Origin of the sequence: Actinacidiphila oryziradicis (assembly GCF_005047355.1) — a bacterium.
Classification (GTDB): Bacteria; Actinomycetota; Actinomycetes; order Streptomycetales; family Streptomycetaceae; genus Actinacidiphila; species Actinacidiphila oryziradicis.
Window position 1 is genome coordinate 183436 of record NZ_SUMC01000005.1, and the last position, 24481, is coordinate 207916.

A 24481-nucleotide genomic window follows, 5' to 3' on the forward strand; every position below is an offset into this window, starting at 1 on the left:
GCGGTGCAACGCCGGAGCGTCCTGATAGCGGAGCTATCCGGGCCCGGACGCGCCAGCGGCCCAGGGGGCGCAGTCGGCAACGCGGCGAGGTGCCGTGCCGGACGCCGCGGGCCCGGCCGTGATCCGCCGGACAGGCCCTAGGGGCGACGGGATGCGTACGTAGCCGGCTTCGCGGTCGGCGCGGCGGGCCCAGCGGGTGAGGAGGTTGGCCTTGGCGGGCAACGGGGCGCCGGCGAGGAGGCCGCGCAGGCGGGGCGGGCAGCCGTGCTCGTCGGCGTACTCCTGGAGGAGGGTGCGCAACTGGACCCAGAGCGCGGGTTCGAGCGGAGGGTGGAGGTCGGCGAGGGCGGCGGCCATCTCGGCGAGGTTGTTGACCAGCAGGCAGTAGACGACGCGCTCCCAGCCGCGCCGGTCGTCGTAGGTCATCGGCCGGGCGACGTCGGAGGGGAGTGCGGCGAGGGCGGCGGCGTGGTGTCCGGCCAGCAGCTTGGTGCCTTCGAGGTCGCGGAGGAGTACCTGGGCCGGGAGGCCGCCGGCGTCGACGCCGATCAGGACGTTCTGCAGGTGCGGCTCCAGCACGACGCCGTGGTCGCAGTAGGCGGCCAGCACGGGCGGGACCAGCAGCCGCAGGTAGGCGCCCCACCAGTCGAGCGCGTCGCCGGGGGCCGCGCCGTCCAGGAGCCGGGAGAGGTGGGCGGAGCTGGTGGGGTACTCGTCGGCGACGGCGGCTGCGAGCAGGGGGGTGGTGCCGGGGCGGGCGTGCGCCGCGAGGCCGTCGCGGACGATGACGCCGAAGCCTTCCAGGAGGTCGGGCGAGAGGACCGGGCTGACGCTGCGGTAGGCGGGCTCGCGGAGCATGGCGTGGCCTGGGAAGCGGGCGGCGAGGTCACTCAGGACGGGGTCGAGGAGACGGGTGAGGGCGACGGCGCCGGAGAGCTCGTACGAGGCGTTCTTGCGCAGGCAGTTGGTGATGCGGATGTTGAGGCTGAACTTCAGGAAGGCGTCGGCGCCGTGCAGCGTACGGACCGAGGAGGTCGCGGTGAAGGGCGTGCCGCCGGTGCCGAGGTCGAGGATGTCGCGGCGGTCGAGGGCGGCGCGCAGCTGCGGGTGGCCGCTGAGCAGTTCGTACTGCCAGGGGTGGGCGGGGAGCAGCCGGTATCCGTCGGGGACCGGGCGGAGCCGGTCGAGTACGGCGGTGGCGCCCGGGACCGCGGACTCCTCCGCGACCAGGTGGGTGGCGACGGCGAGGTGGCGCAGCGGGAAGGCGGCGCGTGCTTCGGGCGCGTACGCCTCCCAGGTGGTGCGGCTGCCGGAGCGTGCCTTGGGGGTGGGGTGGAAGCGGTGGCCGAAGAGCAGGGCCTGTTCGGATTCGAGGTAGCGGGAGGCGGGTGCTGAGCTCTGGCTTTCCGCCGTTGGGCTCTCGGCCCGGCGGCCGAGCGCGGCGGCGACTGCGGCGTGGCTGGAGGCGAGCTGCTGCGCGAACTCGTCGTTGCTGACGCCGGTACGGAGGGCGAGTTCCGCCTCTACGAGGGTGGCGAGCCGACGCCAGTCCACTTCCGCCCAGCCGCCGTCGGCGCGCTGTTGGGCCACCGGCCCGGTGAAGCGGTGGGCGCCCGTCAGTGACGTACGGCGGACGGCTACGCGGAGCAGCGTGTCGAGGCGGGGCAGGCGCAGCAGCAGTTGGCCGTCGGCGACGGCGGTCTGGTGCTCGGGGCCCGACACCTCGCGGAGGAGGCAGTTGAGCAGGGTGTGGGCGACCACGTGATCGGCCGATGGGAGACCGGACGGCATCGACGACTCCAGCGGGTGTGTTAGGAAATCGGCAGGCGGCGCAGGTAGTTGGGGCCGCTGGTGTAGTGCTTGTTGATGTCAGCGGCGCCGGAGCGCTCCTTGGAGAGCAGGGTCCCGGCGGTGACCATCGCCTTGACGGGGAGCCGGTCGGCGTCGAGGAGGTGCTTGCGGAGTACCGGGCCGGCCATGGCGTCGAGCCGGTCCCGTATGAGACGCAGCAGGCGGTCGCGGTGGGCGGGCAGGCCGAAGGCGAGGGCACCGGCGCAGAGGTGCACGGTGATGGTGGCGAACATGTCGATCAGCGGCTGGTCGCGGTCGGTGAAGGTGCGGGGGTCGTCGAAGTCGGCGGGCAGGCCGTGGAAACGGATTCGCCCGGCGTTGACGCGCGGGCCGTCGTTGTCCTTGAAGAGCAGGCGCAGGCGGGTGCGGGCGGCGGGGTGCGGGCGGTCGAGGACGAGGGAGGTGTTCTGCTGGTGTGATTCGAGGGCGATGCCGTACGAGAAGAGGGTGGTCTGCCAGTCGAACAGCAGGGTGAGATACGCGTCCAGGAGGGCGAGCGGGTCACCGTCGTAGAAGCGGTCGGCGAGGCGGTCGATGAGGCGGCGTCCGCCGGGTTCGGGCGCGAGCAGTGCGGCGAGCGGGACGATGAGGGCGCTGTCCAGGCCGGGTGGGTAGCGGCGGTACAGGGCGGCGAGGAGTTCGTGGCCGGCGTGGTCGAAGCGCTGTTCGTCGGCTTGGAGGATCGTGCCCCGGAAGCGCGGCTCGCGGGCGATGACGGCTTCGAGCAGGCGCTGGCCGGCGGCGCCGTCAATGAGGGTGCCGGGCTTGATGGTGCGGCGGTTGCGCAGGCCCAGGGTGGAGGTGGGCAGCGGGAGTTTGATGTGCTGGGCGGGGTCGTGGGCCAGGGCCACGGTGCGCATGGAGAGGGTGGGGATGACCTGGGGGCCGGGGCGGTCGGTGAGTACGGCTCCGGGCGGGAGCGCGCCGGCGGTGAGCGGGTGCACGGGGAGCGTGATTGGGGCGCATTGGGGGGCGCGTTGGGGTGCGTGGGCGGTAGCCCAGCGCAGGGTGAAGGTGGGGTGGAACTCGGGTGCGTAGGCGCGCAGCTGGTCGTCGGTCAGTCCGGCCCGGCCGCGTGCGGTCGGGTAGACGGGGTGGTCTAGGTAGGCGGCGAGCGTGTCGAAGGCCAGGCTGCCGGCCATCCCGGTCCAGGTGCCGGGGTCCTCGCCGTAGCGGCGGGCCAGCCGCTCGTGCACGGTGGCCCCGACGGCGTCGTGCAGCCGCATCGTCGCCAGGGTCTGGCGGCACTCGGCTGCGTACGCGTCGAATCCGGGGCGGTCCTCGGGGTCGGCGAGTTCGCGCAGGGCGCGGAGGATGTCGTCGCAGGAGGTCAGGTCGGTGCCGACGGCCGGGCTGTCGGCGGTGCCGGTGCCTGTGCTCGCCGGCTCGCGCCGGAGTAAGGGCAGGCGGGCGGCGTATTCGCACTGGAAGCCGTCCGCCGCCACGGGCAGCAGTAGCGTTGCCGGGCCGCCCGGCAGGCGCAGCCAGGGTCCGTCCGGCCGGTCGAGCAGGGTGCTGCGGGTGCGCAGGCCCACGACGTCCTCCCTGAGCAGGGCGCCGAGCACGCGTAGCGTCAGCCGCTTCTCTGGGGTCATGGGGGTCACGGGGGTCACGGGGTGATCTCCCAGCGGTTGGCGGCCAGGAATCGGGCTGCGGCGCGCTCAACCGCGGGCTGGTCGGTTCCGGTGGCACGCAGGACACCGAGGTAGTCGCGGTTGGTGTGGTGGAGCTCGTGCCGCTCGCCGACGGCGCGCCAGGGGCGGTAGGCCAGGCGCACGCCGCCCTCGGCTTCGGTGTCGCAGGGCCCGGGGGCGGCGGTGAGGGTGCCGGCACGGTCGGCGCAGAGGTATTCGATCCGGGCCCGGCCGTCCCGGCGGGCGTGGAGGTCGGCGGGGATCGGTTCGCCGAGGTGGACGCGGAGGATGAGCTCGAAGAGCGGAATGCCGAGCAGCCCGGCCATCAGCAGATCGCACTGGTCGCCGGCGGCACGATAGTTGACCTCGACGATCCGGGCCCGGCCGGCGTGCACCACGAACTCGGTGTGGCAGACGCCGAAGCCGACACCGAGGGCGTCGAGCTGGGCGAGCACCTGCGCGGTGACGACCTGCGGCGGATCCGGGTCGAAGTCCATCCGCTCCTCGATGAAGTACGGGGGCGGCGAGAGGGTGGTACGGAAGCCGCCGAGCACCTGCCGGACGGCGCCGTCGCCGAGGGTTTCCAGGGTGTGCAGCTGTCCGGGGAGGAACTCCTCGATGACGAGGGCGGTTTCGGGGCGGCGGGCGCGGATGTCCTGGCAGCGGCCGAGCAGTTCGGTGGCGTTGCCGGCCAGGACGACGTCCTCGCTGGCCACGCCCTCGCGCGGCTTGATGACGCAGGGGTACGGGATGGGGCCGCCGGTCGCCACCAGCCCGGCCGGGTCGCCATCCGGGGTGAGCTCGGCCGACCAGACGGTGTCGGCGCCGGTGGCGGCCAGGCGGCGGCGCATCTCGGCCTTGTTCTTGGCGCGCAGGGCCGTTTTCCAGTCCTTGCCGGGAAGCCCGAAGTAGCCGGCGGTGAGAGCGGCCTGGGTCTGGAGGTGGTCGCTGTTCGAGAAGACGGCGGCGGGGGCGCGGTGGCGGGAGATCCTGCCGATGACCTCGCGGAAGTCGCGGACGTCGCACTCCAGGATCTCCAGGCCGTCGGCCGTCTTGCGGTGCGCCTCGGCGTACTCCGGGGCGGTGACCAGCGTGACGTCCAGGCCGAGCCGGGCGGCGGCCGGGAGGAACCCTTCGGTGACGGAGTCCGTCGGGTTGAGCGCGAGCACGTAGAGCCGCATGAGTGATCCTCCCGCAAGAGCAGATGACACGAGATCAACTTAGGGTAGACATACCTAATGCCGCCAACTTGCGGCACGCCGGAACATGCATAAGGTGAGGCTTACCTTTTACGGTCTTCTCCGCGCCAGCCCTCGCACCACCCGGAGCACCCATGCCCCCTGTCCTGGCAACCGCCTCGCCCCTGGCAGGCACCTACCGGCGCCTCACCCGGAGTTGCGACGCCCTGGACGTGCGAGTGCCGGCCGCCGGAGGGCAACCGCTGGACACCATCGCCGGGAGCTGGCTCAACGCCCGCGAGGTGGCCACCCGTACCGACGCGCTCGACGCCCTGGTCGACGGCGAGTCGGCCCGCATCCTGGCCGCCCACGGCCACACCGCCCGGCCCGATGCCGCCGCCTCGCGCATCCTGCACCATTACCTCTGGCAGGCCTGCCTGCTGATCAGCGGCCCCTGGTACCTGGAGCGGAAGGTGCCGCGGATCCGCCCCGAGGACCTGTGGATCCAACCGGCCACGGGCACCCTCGCGCTCAGCCCGGGCGACTTCAGCCACGCTGCCGACGACGACGCGTCCCGCGCCGAGTTGCGCTCCGCCGTCGCCGACCACGTCCAACCCCTGCTCGCCGCCTTCCGGCCACGACTGCGGCGCGGCCCGCGCACCTTGTGGGGCATGGCCGCCGACGACCTCATCTCCGGCATCTGGTACCTGGGCCGGGTGCTCGGCCAGGAGGAGCACGCCGTCCGGGAGGCTGCCGCGCTCCTCCCCGGTGGCACCCCGCCGTTCCCTGGCGCCGCAGGCTTCCGCCGGTTGCGGGACGAGGCGGGGCGCTCGTATGTGACCCGTACCAGGGCCGGCTGCTGCATGTACTACACGATCCGCCCGGACGAGGCCTGCCTGACGTGCCCGCGCACCAGCGATGCGGAGCGGCTGCGCCGCTTCTGAGCCGCGTCCGGCGGCGTTGGGCGCCTGCGGCGGGCCTCCCCACCCCGCCCGGTCCCCCCAGGTCCTCAAACGCCGGACGGGCTGAATTTGGCCGATGTTGTGCCCACCGGCCCGCGCCCACACAACGGGGCCCGGGGCGGAGCCCCGGTTTCGGGAAGAGGCGGGGCAGGGGAAGAAAGCATCGCGCAAGGCCCAGCCCGTTCCGAACCCGAGGTCCTTACGAAACAAGGACATCCCCCCGCCGCCGGTCGCCACCGGCGCCCGGGGTGCCAGACTCGACACCGTGACCACCCGCGCCCACGCCCCCCGCCGCGTCCTTGTCGTGGACGACGACCCGACCGTCGCCGAGGTGGTCGCCGGCTACCTGGACCGGGCCGGCTTCACGGTGGACCGCGTCGCCGACGGCCCGTCGGCGGTGGCCAGGGCGGCGGCGGTCCGGCCCGATCTCGTCGTGCTCGACCTGATGCTCCCCGGCATCGACGGGCTCGAGGTCTGCCGCCGGATCCGCGCCGCCGGAGGCCCGGTGCCGGTGGTAATGCTCACCGCGCGCGGCGACGAGGACGACCGGATCCTGGGCCTGGAGGTCGGTGCGGACGACTACGTCACCAAGCCGTTCAGCCCGCGCGAGCTCGTCCTGCGGGTGGAGTCGGTGCTGCGCCGGACAGGCGGACCGGCCGGGCCGGAGCCGGCTGCCGGGCCATGGCTGCACGCCGGGCCGCTCGCCCTGGATCCGGCGGCCCGGCGCGCCACCCGCGACGGCGCGGAGCTCGCCCTGACCATCCGCGAGTTCGACCTGCTCGGCTTCTTCCTACGGCACCCCGGCCGGGTGGTCGGACGCGAGGAACTCATGCACCGGGTGTGGGGCTGGGAATTCGGCGACCTGTCGACCGTCACCGTCCATGTGCGGCGGCTGCGCGAAAAGGTCGAGTACGATCCGGCCCGGCCACAGCTCATCAGCACCGTATGGGGAGTCGGCTACCGCTTCGACGCGCCACGGGAGGCACCCGATGCGTGACGTACTGCTCATCGCCGCGTACGCCGCTCTCGGCGCCGCGGCCGCGGGACTGCTGGGCGCACTCGCGCTCCGGCTGCTCCGGCAGCGTCCGTTGGCGGTGTCGCTCGCGGTTGTCGCGGTGGTCACCGTCGGCGCGATGCTCGCCGGGACCCTGACCGTTGCCTGGGCGATGTTTCTCTCCTCGCACGACCTGTGGGTCGTGACGACGGTCTGCGCCATGGCCGCCGTCGTCTCGCTCGCGGTGGCGCTGCTGCTGGGCCGCAGCGTTGTCGCCGGCAGCCGGGCCCTCGCCGCGGCGACCCGCACCTTCGGTGACGGTGGAGGCTTCGCCGCGCCGCGCAGGGCGCCGACCGCCGAGCTGGCCGAGCTGGGCCGGGAACTGGCGGCCACCAGCGCCAGGCTGGCCGCCTCCCGGGAGCGCGAGCGCGCCCTCGAAGCCTCCCGGCGCGAGCTGGTCGCGTGGATCTCCCACGACCTGCGCACCCCGCTCGCCGGTCTGCGGGCGATGACCGAGGCCCTGGAGGACGGCATCGTCGCCGACCCCTGGCGCTACCACGCCCAGATCCGGGCCGAAGTCGAACGCCTCAGCGGTATGGTCGGCGACCTGTTCGAGCTCTCGCGCATCCAAGCGGGCGTACTCGCCCTCGCCACCTCCCGCATGTCCGTGTACGACCTCGTGGGCGACGCCATCGCCGGCGTGGATCCGTTGGCGCGGGAGCACGGCGTACGGCTCGAGGGCACCGGCGTCGAAGCCGTGCCGGTCGAGGTGGACGGGCGGGAAATGACCCGCGTGCTGGCGAATCTCCTGGTCAACGCCATCCACCGGACCCCTGCGGACGGGACGGTCGCCATCGCCGCCCACCGCGAGGCCGACTCGGTCGTCCTCTCCGTCACCGACGGCTGCGGTGGTATCCCCGCCGAGGACCTGCCCCGCGTCTTCGACACCGGCTGGCGCGGCACCCCGTCCCGCACCCCGCCCGCCGGTGCCGGACTCGGTCTGGCCATCGTCCGCGGCATCGTCGAAGCCCACGCCGGGCACGCCGCCGTACGCAACGTGCCGGGCGGCTGCCGCTTCGAGGTCGTACTGCCTGCGGCGGGCTGACCTCCGGTCCGGCCGCAGGCGACCCGGCCCGCCCGGCACCGCTACGCCAGCGCCGGCACCTGAAGGGTGAGCGTGCCCGCGTCGGCGTCCAGCACCGCGGGAACGCCGAGCGGCATGGTCAAGCTGCTGTCGCAGTGCCCGAAGCCGAGCTCTTCGACGATCGGCACTCCGAGACCCCCGAGCCGGTCCAACAGCACGGCGCGCACATCCTCGTACGGCCCGCAGCGGACCCACGAGCCAAGAGCGATCCCGGCGACGCCGTCGAGCCAGCCGGACCGGAGCAACTGGGTGAGGACGCGGTCCAGGCGGTAGGGCTCCTCGCCGACGTCCTCGATGAGGAGGATGCCGCCGTCGGCGCCGGAGCGGGAGTGCGGGGTGCCGAGGCCGGCGGCGAGCAGGCTGACGCAGCCGCCGAGGGTGACACCGGTGGCGGTGCCGGGTACGAGGGGGCGGGCGGCGGGGCCGGTGATGGTGCGTACCGTCTCGGGCTCGAAGAGAGTGGCGCGCAGGTGTTCCTGGGTGGGCGCGTCCTTGAGGAAGGAGACGGCGGCGGTCATCGTGCCGTGGAGGGTGGACAGCCCGAGCCGGACGGCGAACGCCTCCTGGAGGGCGGTGATGTCGCTGAAGCCGCAGAGGACCTTGGGCCCGGCGGCGCGCATGGCGTCCCAGTCCAGGAGGTCGATCACGCGCTGGGCACCGTAGCCGCCGCGGGCGCACAGGACGGCGGCGGCGGACGGATCGCACCAGGCTTCCTGGAGATCGCGGGCGCGGTCCCGGTCCTCTCCGGCCAGATAGCCGAACCGGGGGTGGCGGTCGAGGACATGGGGGGCGACGACCGGGTCGAGGTCCCAGCCGCGCAGGATGTCGAGCCCGGAGTCGAGCCGTTCGCGGGGTACGGGCCCGCTGGGGGCGACGATCACGACGCGGTCGCCGGGGACCAGCCGCCGTGGACGCGTAAGCGGTAGCACGGTCACTTGGTGAGCTCCAGCAGCGGTACTCGGGGCGGAGTGAAGCCGAAGACCTGGCCGTAGAGGGAGAGTTCGCCCTCGACGGAGGCGACGAGGGTGGATTCGCGGCGGAAGCCATGGCCCTCGCCCTCGAAGGTCCGGTACGCGTGCGGGATGCCGCGGCCCGCGATCCGGGCCAGGAACCGCTCGCACTGCGCCGGTCGGCAGATCACATCGTCCAGGCCCTGCAGCATCAGGAAGGGCGCGGTGACCCGGTCGGCGTGCTGCACCGGGGAACGGTCGCGGTAGCGGTCGGGGACTTCGGCCAGCGGGCCGATGAGCGATTCGAGGTACTGGGATTCAAAGTCATGGGTCTCACCCCCCGCCGCCCAGCCGGTCAGGTCCAGGATGGGGTACCTGATCGTGCCGCAGGCGTAGACATCCGTCGAGGTCAGTGAGGCGCCGGCCGTCCAGCCGCCCGCGCTGCCGCCGCGGATCGCCAGCCGCGCCCTGTCGGCGGTGCCCTCCTCGGCCAGCGTCCGGGCGACGGCGGCGCAGTCCTCGACATCGACGATGCCCCACTGCTCGCGCAACCGGTTGCGGTACTCGCGCCCGTAGCCGGTGGAGCCGCCGTGGTTGACCTCGGCGACGCCGATACCGCGTGAGGTGAAGTAGGCGATCTCCAGGTCGAGGACGAGCGGTACGCGGCTGGTGGGGCCGCCGTGCACCCAGATCACATACGGCGGCAGTTCGCCGTCGGGAGCGGCGAAGCCGGGGTTGGCCGGAGGGTAGAGCTGCGCATGGATCTCGCGGCCGCCGGGCCCGGTGAAGGTGCGCTCGACGGGCTCCGGCAGATACGCCGGGTCCACGGCGTCGTGATGCGCGCTGCCGATGACTCGCGGTGCAGCGGACAGGCCGGGCAGGGCTGTGTCCAGCTCCACGACCTGGAATCCGGTTCGCGGACCGGCCGCGGTGCCGATGACCCGGGTGCCGGACACCGCGAGCGGTCCCGCCCACTCCGTCCACTCCCCCGGCGCGTCGGTGAGCTCGCCGGTGGCCGGGTCGAGGAGCCCGAGCCGCTGCGCGCCACGGCCGTGCAGGACGGCGACCAGGCCGCTGTCCAGCGCCGCGAACCAGCGGTACCCCAGGCGCCACGCCGGACCGGCGAACTCCTCCTCGCGCGGGCAGAGGTTGACGGCGTCGCCGCTTGTCGTGTCGACCCGGTGGATGTTCCACCAGCCGGTGCGGTCGGTGGCGGCCAGGAGGGTGCCGTCGGGGGCCCATTCGACCTGGGCGACGGACTCCTCGGGTCCGCCGATGAGGGTGCGGGCGCCCAGGAACGTGCCCTCGTCGCCGACCTCCGCGAGCTTCAGCTCGGTGCCGTCCCAGGGCATCCGGGGGTGGTCCCAGGCTATCCACGCCGCCCGCCGCCCGTCCGGGGAGAGCCGCGGGGCGGTGACAAACCGGTGCGCGTCGTCGGACAGTTCGCGCACCGCGCCCCGGTCCCCGGCGGCCGAGCCGTCCAGGGGTACGGCGGCGATCACCCGCCGCACGTCCGTGGGACCGTCACCGGTGAACTCCTCCAGCACGCACCACACCTCACCGCGCTCCGGGCGCACCTGGAGGTCCGCCCAGCGCAGGCCGTCGCCGACGGACGAGACCGGGCTCAGGGGGCGCGGCTCGGTGCCGGGGGCGCCGGGCTCGTACGCGTACAGCCGCTGGTCCGGGAAGTGCACGAAGACGACCAGCGGGCCGCGTCCGTCCGGGAGGACCGCCCCGGCCCAGGACAGGCCGCCGTACTCCATCACCCGGCTGCGTACGTTCCACGGCGCGGGGAGCGGCGATTGCACGGTGCCGTCGGCGCGGCGCCGCACCAGGTCGCGGCGGCCTCCCTCGGCGGGGCGGGGTTCGGTCCACCACACCTCGTCGCCGACCGTGCCGGCGAAGTCGGGGCTGCCGTCGTGCGCGGCCGCCAGCCGGGCGTCGATGGGGGACTCCCAGGCGCCGTACGGGGATGTGACGCTCACTGGCTGCTCCCTCGCGTCAGGAAATGGTCCAGCACCCGGACTCCGAAGTGCAGTGCCTCGACCGGTACCCGTTCGTCGACGCCGTGGTACATCGCCGCGTAGTCGAAGCCTTCCGGCAGCTTCAGCGGCGAGAAGCCGTAGCCGGTGATGCCGAGCCGGGAGAACTGCTTGGCGTCGGTGCCGCCGCCCATGCAGTACGGCACGACATGCGCGCCCGGGTCGAAGTGCTCCAGCGCCGCGCGCATCGCCGCGAATGCCGGCGAGTCGACCGGCGCTTCGAGCGGCACCTCGCGGTGGTGGAACTCCCACTCGACGTCCGGTCCGGTGAGTGCGTCCATGGTCTCGGTGAACTCGTCCTCGCTGCCCGGCAGCAGCCGCCCGTCCACGTACGCCTTCGCGCTGCCCGGGATGACGTTGACCTTGTAACCGGCCTGCAGCATCGTCGGATTGGCGCTGTTGCGGACCGTCGGCTCGACGAGGGCGGCGGCCGGACCGAGCTTGCCGAGCAGCTCGTCCACATCGTCGAAATCGGCCTCTATGCCGTGCAGCGCCGCGAGTTCGCTGAGCGCCGCCCGCACCGTGGGAATGATCCGCACCGGCCACTGATGCTCGCCGATCCGGGCGATGGCGGCGGCGAGCCTGCTCACCGCGTTGGCGCGGTTCACCTTGGAGCCGTGCCCCGCCTTGCCCCGGGCGGTGAGCTCCAGCCAGGCGGTGCCGCGCTCCCCCGCCGCCACCGGGTACAGCCGGAGCCCGCCGCCCGCGTGGAAGGTGTAGCCGCCGGACTCGCCGATGGCCTCCGTACAGCCCTCGAACAGGGCCGCGTGTTTCTCGGCCAGCCAGCCCGCCCCGTAGGCTGCGCTGTCCTCCTCGTCCGCGGTGAAGGCGAGCACGATGTCGCGTGCCGGGCGGCGGCCCTCGCGCGCCCAGGACCGGACGGTGGCCAGCACCATCGCGTCCATGTTCTTCATGTCGATCGCGCCGCGCCCCCACACCATGCCGTCGCGGATCTCACCGGAGAAGGGATGCACGGCCCAGTCGGCGGGCTCGGCCGGTACGACGTCCAGATGGCCGTGGACGAGCAGCGCGTCCGCACCCGGGTCGGTGCCTTCGATCCGGGCCACGACATTGGCGCGGCCGGGCGCGGACTCCAGGATCCGTGGCTCGATCCCGGCCTCGGTGAGCCGCTCGGCGACATACTCGGCGGCCGGGCGCTCGATGCCGTCCCCGCCTCCGCGATTGGTGGTGTCGATCCGGATCAGGTCCGAGGTGAACCGGACCACCTCGTCCATGGACCCCTGGTCAGCCATATTGTTCCTCCACCGCTGCTGATACAAGCGTGGTCACCGCCTTGAAAGCGCGGATCGCCTCATACATGGTCGGCGAGGTGTACGCGACCCGTCGCTCACCCGTGTGCTCCACCCCGGGCACCACCGTGGCCGCCCCGGCGAGATGCACCGCGTCGAATTCCACCTCGACGGTGAACGGCCCGCCCCGCACCGGTTCGTGCCGCACCGCCAGAGCCGCCGCCTCCTTGGCCGCCGCGCTGATGTCGGCGGCCGTACGGGCCGGGGGCCGGCAGACCGCCGCGTACCGCGACACGTACTCCTTGACGGCGACGGTACGTGCCCGGGGGGCGTAGCCGTGCGCGTCGAGCCCGGTGCGGTCGTCGCCGGTCACCAGCACGACGGGCACTCCGTACTCCGCGGCGACCAGCGCGTTGAGCCGGCCCTCGCTCGCCGGTTCGCCGCCCACCCACACGCCGGTGATGGAGTTGGCGAGGTAGGTGTGCGCGAGCACTCCCTCGGTACCCGCCCCCGTGTGGTACCCGACAAACGCTATCCCGTCCACGTCCCCGTGCTGGACACCCTCGACCATGGACAGGTCCTTGTGCCGGCCGGTGAGCATCCGGGCCCGTTCGTCCAGCTGTTCCAGGAGCAGATTGCGCATGCTCCAGTGCGCCTCGTTGACCAGCACCTCGTCGGCCCCGCCGGCGAAGAAACCGGCGATCGCCGCATTGACGTCCGAGGTGAACATGTGCCGGCAGCGCTGCCACTGTTCGCTGCCGGGCAGCACGTCGGCCGGCCACGTCACCCCCGTGGCGCCTTCCATGTCCGCCGAGATAAGGATCTTCACCATGCCCCAGACTTATCGCAGGTAGGAGGCTTCAGGCACGATTCTGACATTAGTTGTTGACATCAGTTTCAGGTGCACAGGGCAGGGTCCCACACGGTCGTAGCATTGGCCTGAAGCTCCTGGGTGAACCGGCGTATCACGCCCATCCGATTGGCGCGCCTGGTTTGTCAGCATTTCATACGTTGGGCCTGGTGTTCCTTGGGGGGGTGCTGCCGCGCGGGTCTGGCGCGGCAGCGTCGTCCACACCGGGTGGCAAGCGTCCGGCGGGATCGTCACCCCAGCACCGGCCGCAGGTGCCGCACACGATGACCACCCGCACGGCACCCAGCGCACTGCGTCGACGGTCGTGCCGTCGTCGCTCCGCGGGTGCCAGATGTGGGTGTTGTCGGCGCGGACCAGCTCGACGGTGGTGCCGCCCAGGGTCATCGCCGTCCACAGCCCGGGAGTTGTACGAGAAGGCGACGGTCGGCGTCGGACCCGCGAAGACCGGCGGGGTCAGCGTCCCGCTTGGCCCGGCCGTGCAGGTGCCGCATGCCGTCCAAGGTGCCATCCCCGGCCCATTCGGCGATGGTCCGGCAGTTCTTGCGCGGCAGGTCCGACAGCAGCCCGAGCATCAACTTCCGGGCCGGGTTCGACCCGCGAAAAACGTCCCGCGATCCGGCCCCTCAGGCCCTCGAACGCCTCCCGCCAAGAGGCGGGGTCTACGCTGTGCTCTGCGGCCACCGCATGATCGTTTGTCTTCACACACCGATGACCAACGGTGGCCGCGCCCGGCTCCGCACCGGCAACATCACGAACTACGGCTGGAGTACTAACTTCGACGAGTCACAATGCCTGAGTCAGGAATCACCATCGCCGGTTCTCATCGGAGCATGAGCTCAATCCCCGGTCTCACACGTTGCGGCGGGTCCCGCGTCCACAGGCCGCGCGATGGCGAAACCAATCGCCATCGAGACGTAGCGTTCGATTTCCACTCAGTCCGAACAAGGCACCGCTAGGCTTTCGACGGGCCACAGCGCGTGGGGAGGTCAGCCATGAATCGCACGGGAACAAACCTTCCCGCCGTCGGTGAGTACAACCAGACGGTCGTTCTCGACGCCATCCGCCGACGCCCCGAGGGGATCACCCGGTCCGAACTCGCCGCTCTGACCGCCCTGAGCGGGATGACGGTGACGAAGGTCTGCCGGCGCCTTCTCGATGCCGGTCTCGTCGACGAGCACGGCACGCGCACGAGCGGCCCCGGCAAGCCGGCGGCGGTCGTCAAACTGAACCCGAGCGGTGGTTTCGCGGTTGGGGTGCACATCGATCCCGCAGCGGTGACCTACGTGCTCGTTGACCTGTCCGGCACGGTTCGGGACCACTCGCGCACCGGCACACCGACCGCGGGAGACCCGAGCGCGGTCATCGACGAGATGGCGAACGCGATCGAAGCGCTCATCGCGGGTTCCGCCATCGACAGGTCCCGCATCCTCGGTATCGGTATCGCGTCGCCCGGCCCGGTGAACGTCGACGACGGCGTGCTCCTGAACCCGCCGATGATGCCCAACTGGCATCGGGTGGCCTTGCGGCGCTCGCTCGCCGAGGCGACCGGCCTGCCCGTGCTGCTGGAGAAGGATGCGACAGCCGCGGTGGTCGCCGAGCTGTGGTTCGCGGGCCCCGGCAGCAGCCGCGACTTCGCGTTCATGTACTACGGCACCGGTCTCGGCACCGGCCTGTCGGTGTCGGGCGAGGTCGTTCGCGGCATCAGCTCCAATGCGGGCGACGCGGGCCACATCACCGTCGATCCCGACGGTCCGGTGTGCGCCTGCGGACGACGCGGCTGCGTCGGGTACATCACCGTTCCGCGAGCGCTCGTCGAACGCGCGCTGCTCGACGGCGTGCTCTCGGCAGCCGAGGCCGGCAACCTCGAGGACATGGTCGATGTGGATGCGGCGTTCAGCAGGCTGGCGACCCTCGCCGCGACCGGGAACCCCGAGGCGAGCGCGATTCTGACCGACGCCGCACGTTCTCTGGCACGCGCGATCGTCGTGATCGTGAACCTTCTCGACATCGACGAGGTCATCTTCGGCGGGCCGTTCTGGGCACGCATCTCCCCGGCGATCCTCGATGCGCTGCCGGATGCCGTGCGCAGCGATCCCGCCCTGATTCCGCCGCACCCCATCCGGTTCGCCCAGTCCGCGATCCCCGTCGATGTCGCCGCTGTCGGAGCCGCGACTCTCGTGCTCGACAACACCTTCTCGCCCCGGCCGTCCGCCCTGCTTCTCGCGGCGGAGTGACCACGTCCAACTTTGTCCTCACAAAGTGTTGCGGGTAATTAGGATACATGGTTTGCTAATTCCCGCCACGGCGCTCGGCGCTTCGACCGACACCGTTGCGCCCTGTCCATTCCAACCAGAAGGCATCCGGAGACCCCGTTGCCTGAGGTGTCAACGTCGACCCGTCTAGCGCCGTCGCTAGTCGTTCTCTGGAACGGAAAATATGAGTAACACAGTCACGCGCATCCGCCTCGGCGTCGTCGCCGCGGCAGCCAGTATCGCCGTACTCGCGGGGTGCTCGTCGCCCGCTCCGTCGGGTAACGCATCCGCAGCCTCCTGTGCGCCCGCCAAGGGCAAGGTCACCCTCCAGTACTGGAACACCGTTCCGGGCATGGACCAGGTCGTCGCTCTGTGGAACAAGAAGAACCCGAACGTCCAGGTTCAGATGAAGAACATCTCCAACGACCAGTACGGCACCATCGGCAACGCCCTCAAGGCGGGCAAGGCGCCGGACCTCGCTCAGGTCGGTTACGACGAGCTCCCCAACCTGCGCACCCAGAACGCCTTCGTGGACGCCTCGGCCTGCTCGGCAGCCACCGCGGCCAAGTCGAAGTTCGTGCCGTGGACCTGGTCGCAGACCAGCTTCGGCGGCACCGGCGTGTTCGCCTTCCCGCAGGACACCGGCCCAATGGCCCTCTACGTGCGCAGCGACATCTTCACGCAGCACGGCCTCAAGATCCCGAAGACCTGGGACGAGTACGCAACGGATGCGCAGAAGCTGCACAAGGCAGACCCCAACCTCAGCATGACGTTCTTCGACCCGAACAACGCCGAGTGGTTCAACGGACTCCTCTGGCAGAACAGCGCCGAGATGTACAACTACTCCGGCGGCAAGTGGCACGTCACAGTCGCGTCCGCCCAGAGCAAGCAGGTCGCCGCGTACTGGCAGAAGCTGATCGACGCCAAGCTCGTTCGCACCGACCTCGCCAACGGTTCGACCCAGATGTACGCCGCGTACCAGAAGAACCAGATCGCCAGCTACGTCGGCGCCGCCTGGGGCTACAGCATGATGCGCGACAACCTGCCCAGCCAGGCCGGCAAGTGGGCGATCGTCCCGATGCCGACATGGGGCTCGAGCGCCGCATCCGGCGACTGGGGCGGCTCCACCGTCGCGTTCATGAAGGGCAACACGCACCTGTACGAGTCGGTCAAGTTCAACTCCTGGCTGAACACCGACCCGGAAGCCCTCGCGCTGGAGAACAAGCTGGGCGGCCTCTACCCGGCAGCCACCGCCGGTTCGAAGCTTCCCGCGCTCTCGCAGGGCGTCCCGTACTACAACAACGAGAAGATCTTCAACGTCTTCGCCGACTCGTCCAAGAACATCGACACCAACTTCACCTGGGGTCCCACCCAGAAGACGGTGAACCTGGCGCTTCAGGATGCGATGGCCAAGGCGGCAGCCGGCAGCGGCACGCTCACCGACGCACTCTCGGCCGCCCAGGCGAGCGCACTGAAGTCGATGAAGGATCAGGCGATCCCGGCTATTGCGGGCAAGTGACCGCAGCATGACTGACATAGCAACCCGCGCGACCCCCGTGGTGGCGGCGACCGGAGGCCGCCGTCGTCACAACGGCGGCGGCCCCCGGGCGGGCACCATCCTCGCGTTCCTGACCCCGTTCTTCCTCCCGTTCGTGCTGTTCTACCTGGTGCCGATCGCATACGCGATCTGGCAGAGCTTCCTCGTCGTGCGCCGCACCGGCGGCCAGTACGGCACGTCGTACACCACCTTCGGCGGTTTCGAACAGTATGTGCAGGTGTTCCAGAACAACGAGTTCTGGAACAGCATCGGGCGTATCGGACTGTTCGGCATCGTGCAGGTGCCGGTCATGCTGTTCGTCGCGCTGATCATGGCGCTGCTGCTCGACACTCCCCTGCTGAAGCTCAAGTCGTTCTTCCGCATCACGGCGTTCATGCCGTACGCCGTACCCGGTGTCATCGCCGCGATCATGTGGTCGTACCTCTACTCGCCGCAGCTCAGCCCCCTCGTCGACCTGCTGAAAGCCATCGGCCTCCAGCCCGACTTCCTCGGCCCGGGCGCCGTGCTGTGGTCGGCGGCGAACGTCTCCACCTGGCTCTGGACCGGCTACAACATGCTGATCATGTTCTCGGCACTGCAGTCGATCCCGCAGGAGCTCTACGAAGCCGCCAAGCTCGACGGTGCGAACAACTGGACGATCGCGTGGCAGATCAAAGTCCCGATCATCGCCCCGTCGATCATCCTCACCACGGTGTTCTCGATCATCGGCACGCTGCAGCTCTACGCCGAGCCGGCCGTGCTGCGCCAGATCTCCTCGAACATCTCGAGCACGTACACACCGAACATGCTCGCGTATGCGGTGGCCTCCGGAAACAACTACCAGCAGGCAGCGGCGATCTCCGTGGTCATCGCCGTCATCACCTTCGTCTTGAGCTTCGGGTTCATGCGACTGACCGCGAAGAGGGCCGGACTGTGAGCAACCAGACCCTGATCCGCGAGAGCCGCGTCAGCCGCACGGCTGTCATGGCTCTGATGTTCCTCCTGGCGATCTACTTCCTGCTGCCGATCTACTTTCTGATCGTCGCGGCGACGAAACCGCAGGGCGACCTCGCCTCCACCAACGGGCTGGCGTTCTCGCACTTCGACCTGTTCAAGAACCTGGGCACCCTCTTCAGCCGGAGCAACGGCATCTTCGTGCAGTGGGCTCTGAACAGCGTGCTTTACGCGGTGCTGGGCGCGGCCGTCGGAACCCTGATCTCCGCGCTGTGCGGCTACGCGCTCGCCAAGTTCAAGTTCCGGGGCCGCGAGTTCCTGTTCTCCGTCATCCTCGGCGGCGTCCTCGTTCCCACCACCGCGCTCGCGCTCCCGCTGTTCCTTCTGTTCTCGGCGACCGGGATCGTCAACACCTACCTCGCGGTGTTCCTGCCCAGCATCGTCAGCCCGTTCGGCGTCTACCTCGCCCGCATCTTCGCCGCCGCCGCCGTCCCCGAGGAGATCCTCGAGTCGGCGCGCCTGGACGGCGCCGGCGAGTTCCGCACGTTCTTCTCGGTGGCGTCCAAGCTGATGGCGCCGTCGCTGGTGACCATCTTCCTGTTCCAGTTCGTCGCCATCTGGAACAACTTCTTCCTGCCGATGGTGATGCTGCAGAAGGAGTCGCTCTTCCCGATCACGCTCGGCCTCTTCGAGTGGAACGGTCAGACCGCCCGTGTCCCGCTCCTTCAGGAATCCGTGATCACCGGCTCGCTGGTCTCGATCGTGCCCGTGATCATCGTGTTCATCCTCCTCCAGCGGTTCTGGCGCACCGGGCTCGCCTCCGGCTCCCTGAAGTAACTCCGTACCCCCGCTCTCCTGCCTCCCACGTCCTCCCGCCAGCAGAAGGTTCCTCTCCCCATGCAGAACTCCGCCGTCTTCGTGCCCCATTTCCACTGGGACCGGGAATGGTACGAGCCTTTCCAGGTGTTCCGGCACCGGCTTGTCGCCGCTCTCGACACCGTGCTGGAGACGGCCGAGGCGAACCCGGACTTCCGGTTCACCGTCGACGGGCAGATGGCCGCGATCGAGGACTACCTGGAGATGCGGCCGGAGAACCGCGATCGAGTCGTGGCCCTGGTCACCGGCGGCCAGCTCGCCATCGGGCCGTGGCTCATCCTGCTCGACGAGTTCCTCTGCTCCGGCGAGACCATCGTGCGCAACCTGCAGATGGGATGGGCGGCCGCGGCGGACCTCGGCGGCTCGATGCCCATCGGCTACCTGCCGGACATGTTCGGCCACGTCGCACAGATGCCACAGATCCTGGCGCGCGCCGGAATCGAGCATGCGGCGCTGTGGCGCGGTGTTCCCGGCTCTGTCGACGGTCACGCCTTCCGCTGGCGCGCTCCCGACGGCTCCGAAGTGCGCACCGAGTTCCTCTTCGACGGCTACGACAACGGCCTCGACGTCTTGCTGGTGCCCGACCAGATCGGACGCGCGCTCGGCGAGTACGCGGAGATGACGGTCGAGCGGTGGGGTGACGACCCGGTGCTTGCGATGGCCGGCACCGACCACAACGCGCCCGACCCGCAACTCGCGACCTGGCTGCGGCGCGCATCCAGCGACGAGCGCGCCATCACCATCGCGACGCTCGACGAGTACATCCGCGAGCACGTGCGCGACGAGGTCTCCGCCGTCGTCACCGGTGAGCTGCGCAGCCACGTGCGCGGCAACATCCTCCCGGGCGTGCTCTCCGTACGGCTCGGGCTCAAGCAGCGGATGGCCGTCGCCGAGCGCACCATCGACCACGCCGAGCGGGTGAACGCTCTGTGGTCCCAGCGCGACGACTCGCCGTTCCTCTCGCTCGCGTGGCACAAGATCATCGAATCGACCGCGCACGACTCGGTCGTCGGCTCCGGCACCGACGAGACCTCCGATCAGGTCGAAGCGCGTCTCGCCGAAGCCACGCACACCGCACGGGCGGTTCGGGATGCGGCCCTCGCCGAGCCCGCCGCCCTGGTGCCGAGCGACGGCTACCTGGTCGCCAACCCGCTGCCGTTCCCGCGCACGGCATTGGTCGAGGTGGATGTCGTGGCCCCGTCCGAGGGAACCGTTCTGGTCGCGACCGCCGCCGACGGCTCGGCGCATCCCGTGCAGCTGATCTCGCAGGCCCCGACCGTGCTCAGCGACGAGCGCATGGACGCCTCGCAGCTCGAACGTGTGCTGCGCCGCATCCACCGCCGCGAGCTCTTCGGCCGTCTGATCGACACTTACGAACTCACCCCGGGGTCGCTCGTCTTCCACCTCGCCGAGGTGCCGGCCAGCGGACCGTTCGACCTGCTGATCCTGCGCCGGGAGGTCGCTGCCGCGGCCGCCGCGCATCCGGGTGAGTGGACGGTGCTGACGCTGGAGGAAGCTCGCGCGACCGCGCTTGTGCCCGTGAACGTCCCCGCCTCCGGGCTCGCGAGTTTCCGGGTCGAACCGAGTGACCGGACTGCCGCGCGGTCGACGGTGTTCGCACCCGCGACGGCGACGGCCCGCACGCTTTCCAACGGACTGGTCGAGGTCACGGTCGCCGCCGACGGCACCCTGGACGTGACCGGGGCCGACGGCACCGTGCTGCATGGAGTCGGCCGCCTCGTCGATGGCGGTGACCGCGGCGACAGTTACAACTACGCTCCGCCGGCACAGGATGTGCTTGTGTCGGAGCCGACGGAGGTCGCCATCGAACTCCTCGAGAACGGCCCGCTGCGTTCGAGGATGCGTGTCACCCGCGTCTATGAATGGCCCACCGCGCTCTCCTCCGAGCGCGACCTACGCAGCAGCCAGACCGTGCCGACCCCGGTGGAGACACTCGTGGAGGTGCGCGCAGCTGAGCCGTTCGTGCGCGTCTCCACGGCGTTCCTGAACCAGTCCGCCGACCACCGGCTGCGCTTCCACGTGCCGCTGCCCGAGCCGGCGGCCGTGTCCGCATCCGCCGGGCAGTTCGCCGTCACCGAGCGTGGGCTCACCGCCGAGGGCGGCTGGGGCGAATACCCGATCCCGACCTTCCCCGCGAGTTCGTTCGTGTCGGCCGGCGCCGCCAACGTACTGCTCGACCACGCCACCGAGTACGAACTCGTCGGCGACGGCTCCGAACTCGCCATCACTTTGCTGCGCGCGATCGGCTCGATCAGCGTCAACATCCATCCACTCCGTGACGAGCCCGCGGCGACCGAGATCCCCGCACCGGGCGCGCAAGATCTCGGCGTGCGCATCGAGAACCGTTTCGCCGTCGTGCCCTCGGCGACCGGCTGGCAGGGTGTGAACGCGGTAGCTCTCGCCGAAGACTTCCGCAACGACGTGCTGGTCGCCCGCGGGACCGCGCCCGCCGAAGGTCAACTGCCCCCCGACGCGACCGGCGTGCGGGTCGACGGTGCGGACATCCTCGTCTCGAGCATCCGCCGCGTCGCCGACGACGATCGCGGTGCCGGCACCGAGGTGCGGTTGGCCGCGATGAGCGACACGGGATCGACCGCCCGCGTGACTGGCGCGTTCACAGAAGCCACCACGGTCGACCTGCTCGGCCGGCCGCTCTCCGCGACGCTGGTCGCGGACGGACTCGAACTCGCCCTCGGCCCGTGGGAGATCCGAACGGTCGTGGTCCGGTAGACAACCGCAACCGCATCGAGCGCGGCCAGCGCCCCTGGAGCCGGCCTCTTATCAAGAAAGAGTGGTGACCTCGTGCCCTCCCAACTTTCCGCGTATGTTTCGGACACCATACCGGGGCGTGGCGCGCTGCGCACGGCGCGCTCGTGGCTGCACTCCGACGCCCCCTCTCGTACGCTGAACGGGCTTTGGCGTTTCCGTCTGTCGCGGGCGGTGCCGGTGGCAGAGGATTTCGCGGCCGAAGGCTTCGACGACAGCGGCTGGGACGGCATCCCGGTGCCCTCCCACTGGGTGCTCCAGGGTGACGGAGCCTACGGCCGGCCGATCTACACGAACGTGCAGTTCCCGTTCCCGATCGACCCGCCCTATGTCCCGGATGAGAACCCCACCGGCGACTATCGCCGCCATTTCGACGTGCCCGCCGACTGGTCGGAAGCCGAGCGCGTCGTGCTGCGGTTCGACGGTGTCGAGTCGCTCTTCAAGCTCTGGGTGAACGGCGACGAGATCGGCAGCGCCAGCGGCAGCCGGCTCGCCCACGAATTTGACGTGACATCGTCTGTACGCCCGGGCGACAACGTCGTTGCCGTGCGAGTGCACCAGTGGTCGGCGGCCAGCTATGTCGAAGACCAGGACCAGTGGTGGCTGCCAGGCATCTTCCGCGATGTCACCGTGATCGCACGGCCGGCCGGAGGCATTGAGGACGTCTGGCTGCGAACCGGGTTCGAGAATGGGCACGGACAGGTCGAGACGGAGGTCACCGCCGATGCGGCAGCATTCCCGGTCACCCTTCGCCTCCCTGAACTCGGCATCGAGCAGGTCTGGGCGACAGCGGCCGACGTGGCTCCGCTCGACGTCGATGGCGTGGAGCCCTGGTCGGCCGAGCAGCCCCGGCTGTACAACGTCACCGTGTCAACGGCCGCAGAGAGCATCGCCATGCGGGTAGGTTTCCGCACGGTCGAGATCCGCGGCGACCAGTTCCTGGTCAACGGCCGGCGCGTCGTGTTCCACGGGATGAATCGCCACGAGACCCACCCCGAGCGCGGCCGCGTCTTCGACGAGGAGCACGCCCGCGAAGACCTCGCCCGCATGAAGCGGTTCAACGTGAACGCGATCCGCACCAGCCACTACCCACCGCATCCACGACTGCTCGACCTTGCCGACGAACTCGGATTCTGGGTCATCCTCGAATGCGATCTCGAGACGCACGGCTTCGACAAACTCGATTGGGTCGGCAATCCAAGCGATGACCCGGCGTGGCGTGCAGCGTACCTCGACCGCATCCAGCGCACCGTCGAACGAGACAAGAACCATCCCAGTATCGTGATCTGGTCGCTCGGCAACGAAGCAGGAACCGGCAGCAACCTCGCTGCGATGTCAGCGTGGGTCCACGCCCGCGACGCCGGACGACCTGTGCACTACGAAGGTGACCACTCCGGCGAATACACCGACATCTACTCGCGTATGTACTCGTCGGTGCTCGAGACCGAGCAGATCGGAACCGACGGCTCACGCTCGACGCTGCTGAACTGCACTCCCGCGCAGGGCGCTCGGCAGCGCACCAAGCCGTTCCTGCTCTGCGAGTACGCCCACGCGATGGGCAACGGGCCGGGAGCGCTCGACCAGTACGAGGCGCTTGTGCACGAGCATCCGCGGCTGCACGGCGGCTTCGTCTGGGAATGGCGCGATCACGGCATCCTGACGACGACCCCGGATGGTGCGCCCTACTACGCGTACGGTGGCGACTTCGGAGAGGTCATACACGACGGCAACTTCGTGATGGACGGAATGCTGTTGAGCGACGACGTCCCGACTCCCAGCCTCCACGAGTACAAGGCAGTCGTGCAGCCGGTCCGCTTCACCTTCGACGGTGACGAAGTCGCGATGACAAACCTGCGGCACTCGGCTGACACGTCCGACCTGCGCTTCCGCTGGCGCGTCGAGCACGACGGGACGCTCGTGGACTCTGGGGATATGGAGGTCCCCGTCGTCGCGGCAGGCGAGTCGGCGCGTGTGCCGCTTCCACCGATCCCGGTGTCGCAAGACTCGGAAACGTGGCTCACCATTGATGCGGTACTGGCGGCTGGGACTGCTTGGGCGCCCGACGGGCATGTGATCGCGACCGCCCAGCTGGACCGTTCGACGCGTCGTCCCGCGCCTGGTGTCCGACCCGGAACCAATTGGCGGCAGAGCGACGGAACGCTGACACTTGGAATCGCCGAGTTCATTGACGGGTCCCTCGTGCGCCTCGCCGGCCGCGCTGTGGCGGGCCCGCGGTTGGAACTGTTTCGTGCCCCAACCGACAACGATGAGGGCGCGTCCGAAGAAGTCGAGGAGAGCGACGCCAGCGTCGCCGGGGTTGCTAATGCCGAACTGTGGCGTCGCGACGGTCTCGACCGGCTGACCACGCGGCGAGTGTCCGTGGAGCGCACCGCGGAAGCCCTGCGAACGATCGCCAAAGTCTCCGCGGCGAACTCCGCCTTGTCGGTGATGGTGGAGTCTGTCTGGTCGCTTGAGGGCGACGAACTCGAGCTGCGCGTGGAGATCGAGCCCTCGAGCGGTTGGCTGACGGTGTGGCCGCGGATCGGGATTCGTTTCGATCTGCCCGACGGCGCGGCTCCCGTCGATGGCGCCGAGTGGTTCGGCCTTGGCCCGCTCGAGTCCTACCCTGACAGCCTCCGCGCGGCACGCACCGGCCGTTTCTCCTCCACCATCCGCGACCTCTCCGTTGACTACGCGCGACCCCAGGAGACTGGGCACCGCTCCCAGCTGCGACAGCTGGCGCTGACGAGTGCCAGCACCAAGGTGCTGCGCATCGTGACATTCCCAGACACGCAGGGACGTCGCCCCGGCTTCACGCTCAGCCGCCACACCCCACAGCAGATCGCACAAGCCGGCCACCCATTTGAGCTTCCGGATTCGACGACGAGTCACCTGATCGTCGATGCGGCCCAGCACGGGCTCGGCTCACGGGCCTGTGGACCGGATGTGTGGCCTGAGTTTGCGCTTCGCCCTGAATCTCGCACGATCAGGCTTCGCATCGCAGCAGGCTAGCTACACAGTCCACTCCGTCCACAGCGCAGCGTCGAGTGTCGTCGCAGCGACTGAGGTCGCGGCGGTGACAAGGTCGCCCGCGCGACCCCTCAGCCCGGATCCACCGGTTGATGTTCGGTCGGTCCGCGTACCAATTGGTATGGACATGCCTAATTGGCGGGACTAATCTGATACTTGGTCTAGACCT

16 protein-coding genes and 1 pseudogene are annotated in these 24481 nt (G+C 70.2%); 9 read left to right on the forward strand and 8 right to left on the reverse strand.

Going from position 1 to position 24481, the window contains the following annotated elements; translation table 11 throughout:
• Positions 1-33: 33 nt before the first annotated feature.
• From FCI23_RS07835 to FCI23_RS07845, 3 genes are read right to left on the reverse strand one after another with little or no spacing between them, the layout of a single operon-like run.
• A complete protein-coding gene (locus FCI23_RS07835; protein WP_136722723.1) occupies positions 34-1791 on the reverse strand; it encodes an IucA/IucC family protein in 1758 nt (585 codons plus the stop codon).
• A 20-nt stretch (positions 1792-1811) separates the two neighbouring features.
• Entirely contained in the window at positions 1812-3446 is a 1635-nt protein-coding gene (locus tag FCI23_RS07840) for an IucA/IucC family protein (RefSeq protein WP_136722724.1), read from the reverse strand.
• Positions 3447-3460: 14 nt separating this feature from the next.
• Positions 3461-4666, reverse strand: a complete 1206-nt coding sequence (locus tag FCI23_RS07845) for an ATP-grasp domain-containing protein (RefSeq protein WP_136722725.1) — start codon at positions 4664-4666, stop codon at positions 3461-3463.
• A 152-nt stretch (positions 4667-4818) separates the two neighbouring features.
• Here FCI23_RS07845 and FCI23_RS07850 point away from each other — a divergent pair, with 152 nt between their 5' ends.
• From FCI23_RS07850 to FCI23_RS07860, 3 genes are all read left to right on the forward strand, one after another.
• On the forward strand, positions 4819-5607 hold the full coding sequence (locus FCI23_RS07850; RefSeq protein ID WP_136722726.1) for a (2Fe-2S)-binding protein: 789 nt from the start codon (positions 4819-4821) through the stop codon (positions 5605-5607).
• 283 nt (positions 5608-5890) lie between these two features.
• Complete coding sequence (locus tag FCI23_RS07855) at positions 5891-6622, forward strand: response regulator transcription factor (RefSeq protein ID WP_211265240.1); 732 nt, start codon at positions 5891-5893, stop codon at positions 6620-6622.
• Positions 6615-7724 (forward strand): sensor histidine kinase, encoded by a 1110-nt coding sequence (locus tag FCI23_RS07860; RefSeq protein WP_136722727.1) that lies wholly within the window; start codon positions 6615-6617, stop codon positions 7722-7724. Before FCI23_RS07855 ends, FCI23_RS07860 begins: the two co-directional genes overlap by 8 nt.
• A 41-nt stretch (positions 7725-7765) precedes the next feature.
• Here the strand turns inward: FCI23_RS07860 and FCI23_RS07865 are convergent, their stop codons facing one another.
• From FCI23_RS07865 to FCI23_RS59350, 5 genes and pseudogenes are all read right to left on the reverse strand, one after another.
• A complete protein-coding gene (locus FCI23_RS07865) occupies positions 7766-8692 on the reverse strand; it encodes a S66 peptidase family protein (protein WP_136722816.1) in 927 nt (308 codons plus the stop codon).
• Positions 8693-8694: 2 nt separating this feature from the next.
• Positions 8695-10698 (reverse strand): prolyl oligopeptidase family serine peptidase, encoded by a 2004-nt coding sequence (locus FCI23_RS07870; RefSeq protein ID WP_136722728.1) that lies wholly within the window; start codon positions 10696-10698, stop codon positions 8695-8697.
• Complete coding sequence (locus tag FCI23_RS07875) at positions 10695-12008, reverse strand: M20/M25/M40 family metallo-hydrolase (RefSeq protein ID WP_136722729.1); 1314 nt, start codon at positions 12006-12008, stop codon at positions 10695-10697. Before FCI23_RS07875 ends, FCI23_RS07870 begins: the two co-directional genes overlap by 4 nt.
• A complete protein-coding gene (locus FCI23_RS07880) occupies positions 12001-12834 on the reverse strand; it encodes a M55 family metallopeptidase (protein WP_136722817.1) in 834 nt (277 codons plus the stop codon). The genes FCI23_RS07875 and FCI23_RS07880 overlap by 8 nt, the downstream gene beginning before the upstream one ends.
• A 494-nt stretch (positions 12835-13328) precedes the next feature.
• Positions 13329-13557: pseudogene (locus FCI23_RS59350) on the reverse strand (IS701 family transposase); the annotation flags it as partial.
• A gap of 311 nt (positions 13558-13868) precedes the next feature.
• On the opposite strand from FCI23_RS59350, the gene FCI23_RS07890 reads away from it, so the two are divergent.
• The 6 genes from FCI23_RS07890 (at position 13869) to FCI23_RS07915 (ending at position 24294) form a co-directional block, all read left to right on the forward strand.
• Positions 13869-15110, forward strand: coding sequence for an ROK family transcriptional regulator (locus FCI23_RS07890; RefSeq protein WP_136722731.1), 1242 nt, complete (start codon positions 13869-13871; stop codon positions 15108-15110).
• A 202-nt stretch (positions 15111-15312) separates the two neighbouring features.
• Positions 15313-16647, forward strand: coding sequence for an ABC transporter substrate-binding protein (locus FCI23_RS07895; RefSeq protein ID WP_136722732.1), 1335 nt, complete (start codon positions 15313-15315; stop codon positions 16645-16647).
• 7 nt (positions 16648-16654) lie between these two features.
• The gene (locus FCI23_RS07900; protein WP_136722733.1) at positions 16655-17602 is read left to right on the forward strand and encodes a carbohydrate ABC transporter permease; all 948 of its coding nucleotides are present in this window, start codon (positions 16655-16657) and stop codon (positions 17600-17602) included.
• Positions 17599-18456, forward strand: a complete 858-nt coding sequence (locus tag FCI23_RS07905; protein WP_136722734.1) for a carbohydrate ABC transporter permease — start codon at positions 17599-17601, stop codon at positions 18454-18456. Before FCI23_RS07900 ends, FCI23_RS07905 begins: the two co-directional genes overlap by 4 nt.
• Positions 18457-18516: 60 nt before the next feature.
• The gene (locus FCI23_RS07910; protein ID WP_136722735.1) at positions 18517-21246 is read left to right on the forward strand and encodes a glycoside hydrolase family 38 N-terminal domain-containing protein; all 2730 of its coding nucleotides are present in this window, start codon (positions 18517-18519) and stop codon (positions 21244-21246) included.
• A 72-nt stretch (positions 21247-21318) separates the two neighbouring features.
• The gene (locus tag FCI23_RS07915; protein ID WP_136722736.1) at positions 21319-24294 is read left to right on the forward strand and encodes a glycoside hydrolase family 2 TIM barrel-domain containing protein; all 2976 of its coding nucleotides are present in this window, start codon (positions 21319-21321) and stop codon (positions 24292-24294) included.
• Positions 24295-24481: the final 187 nt, after the last annotated feature.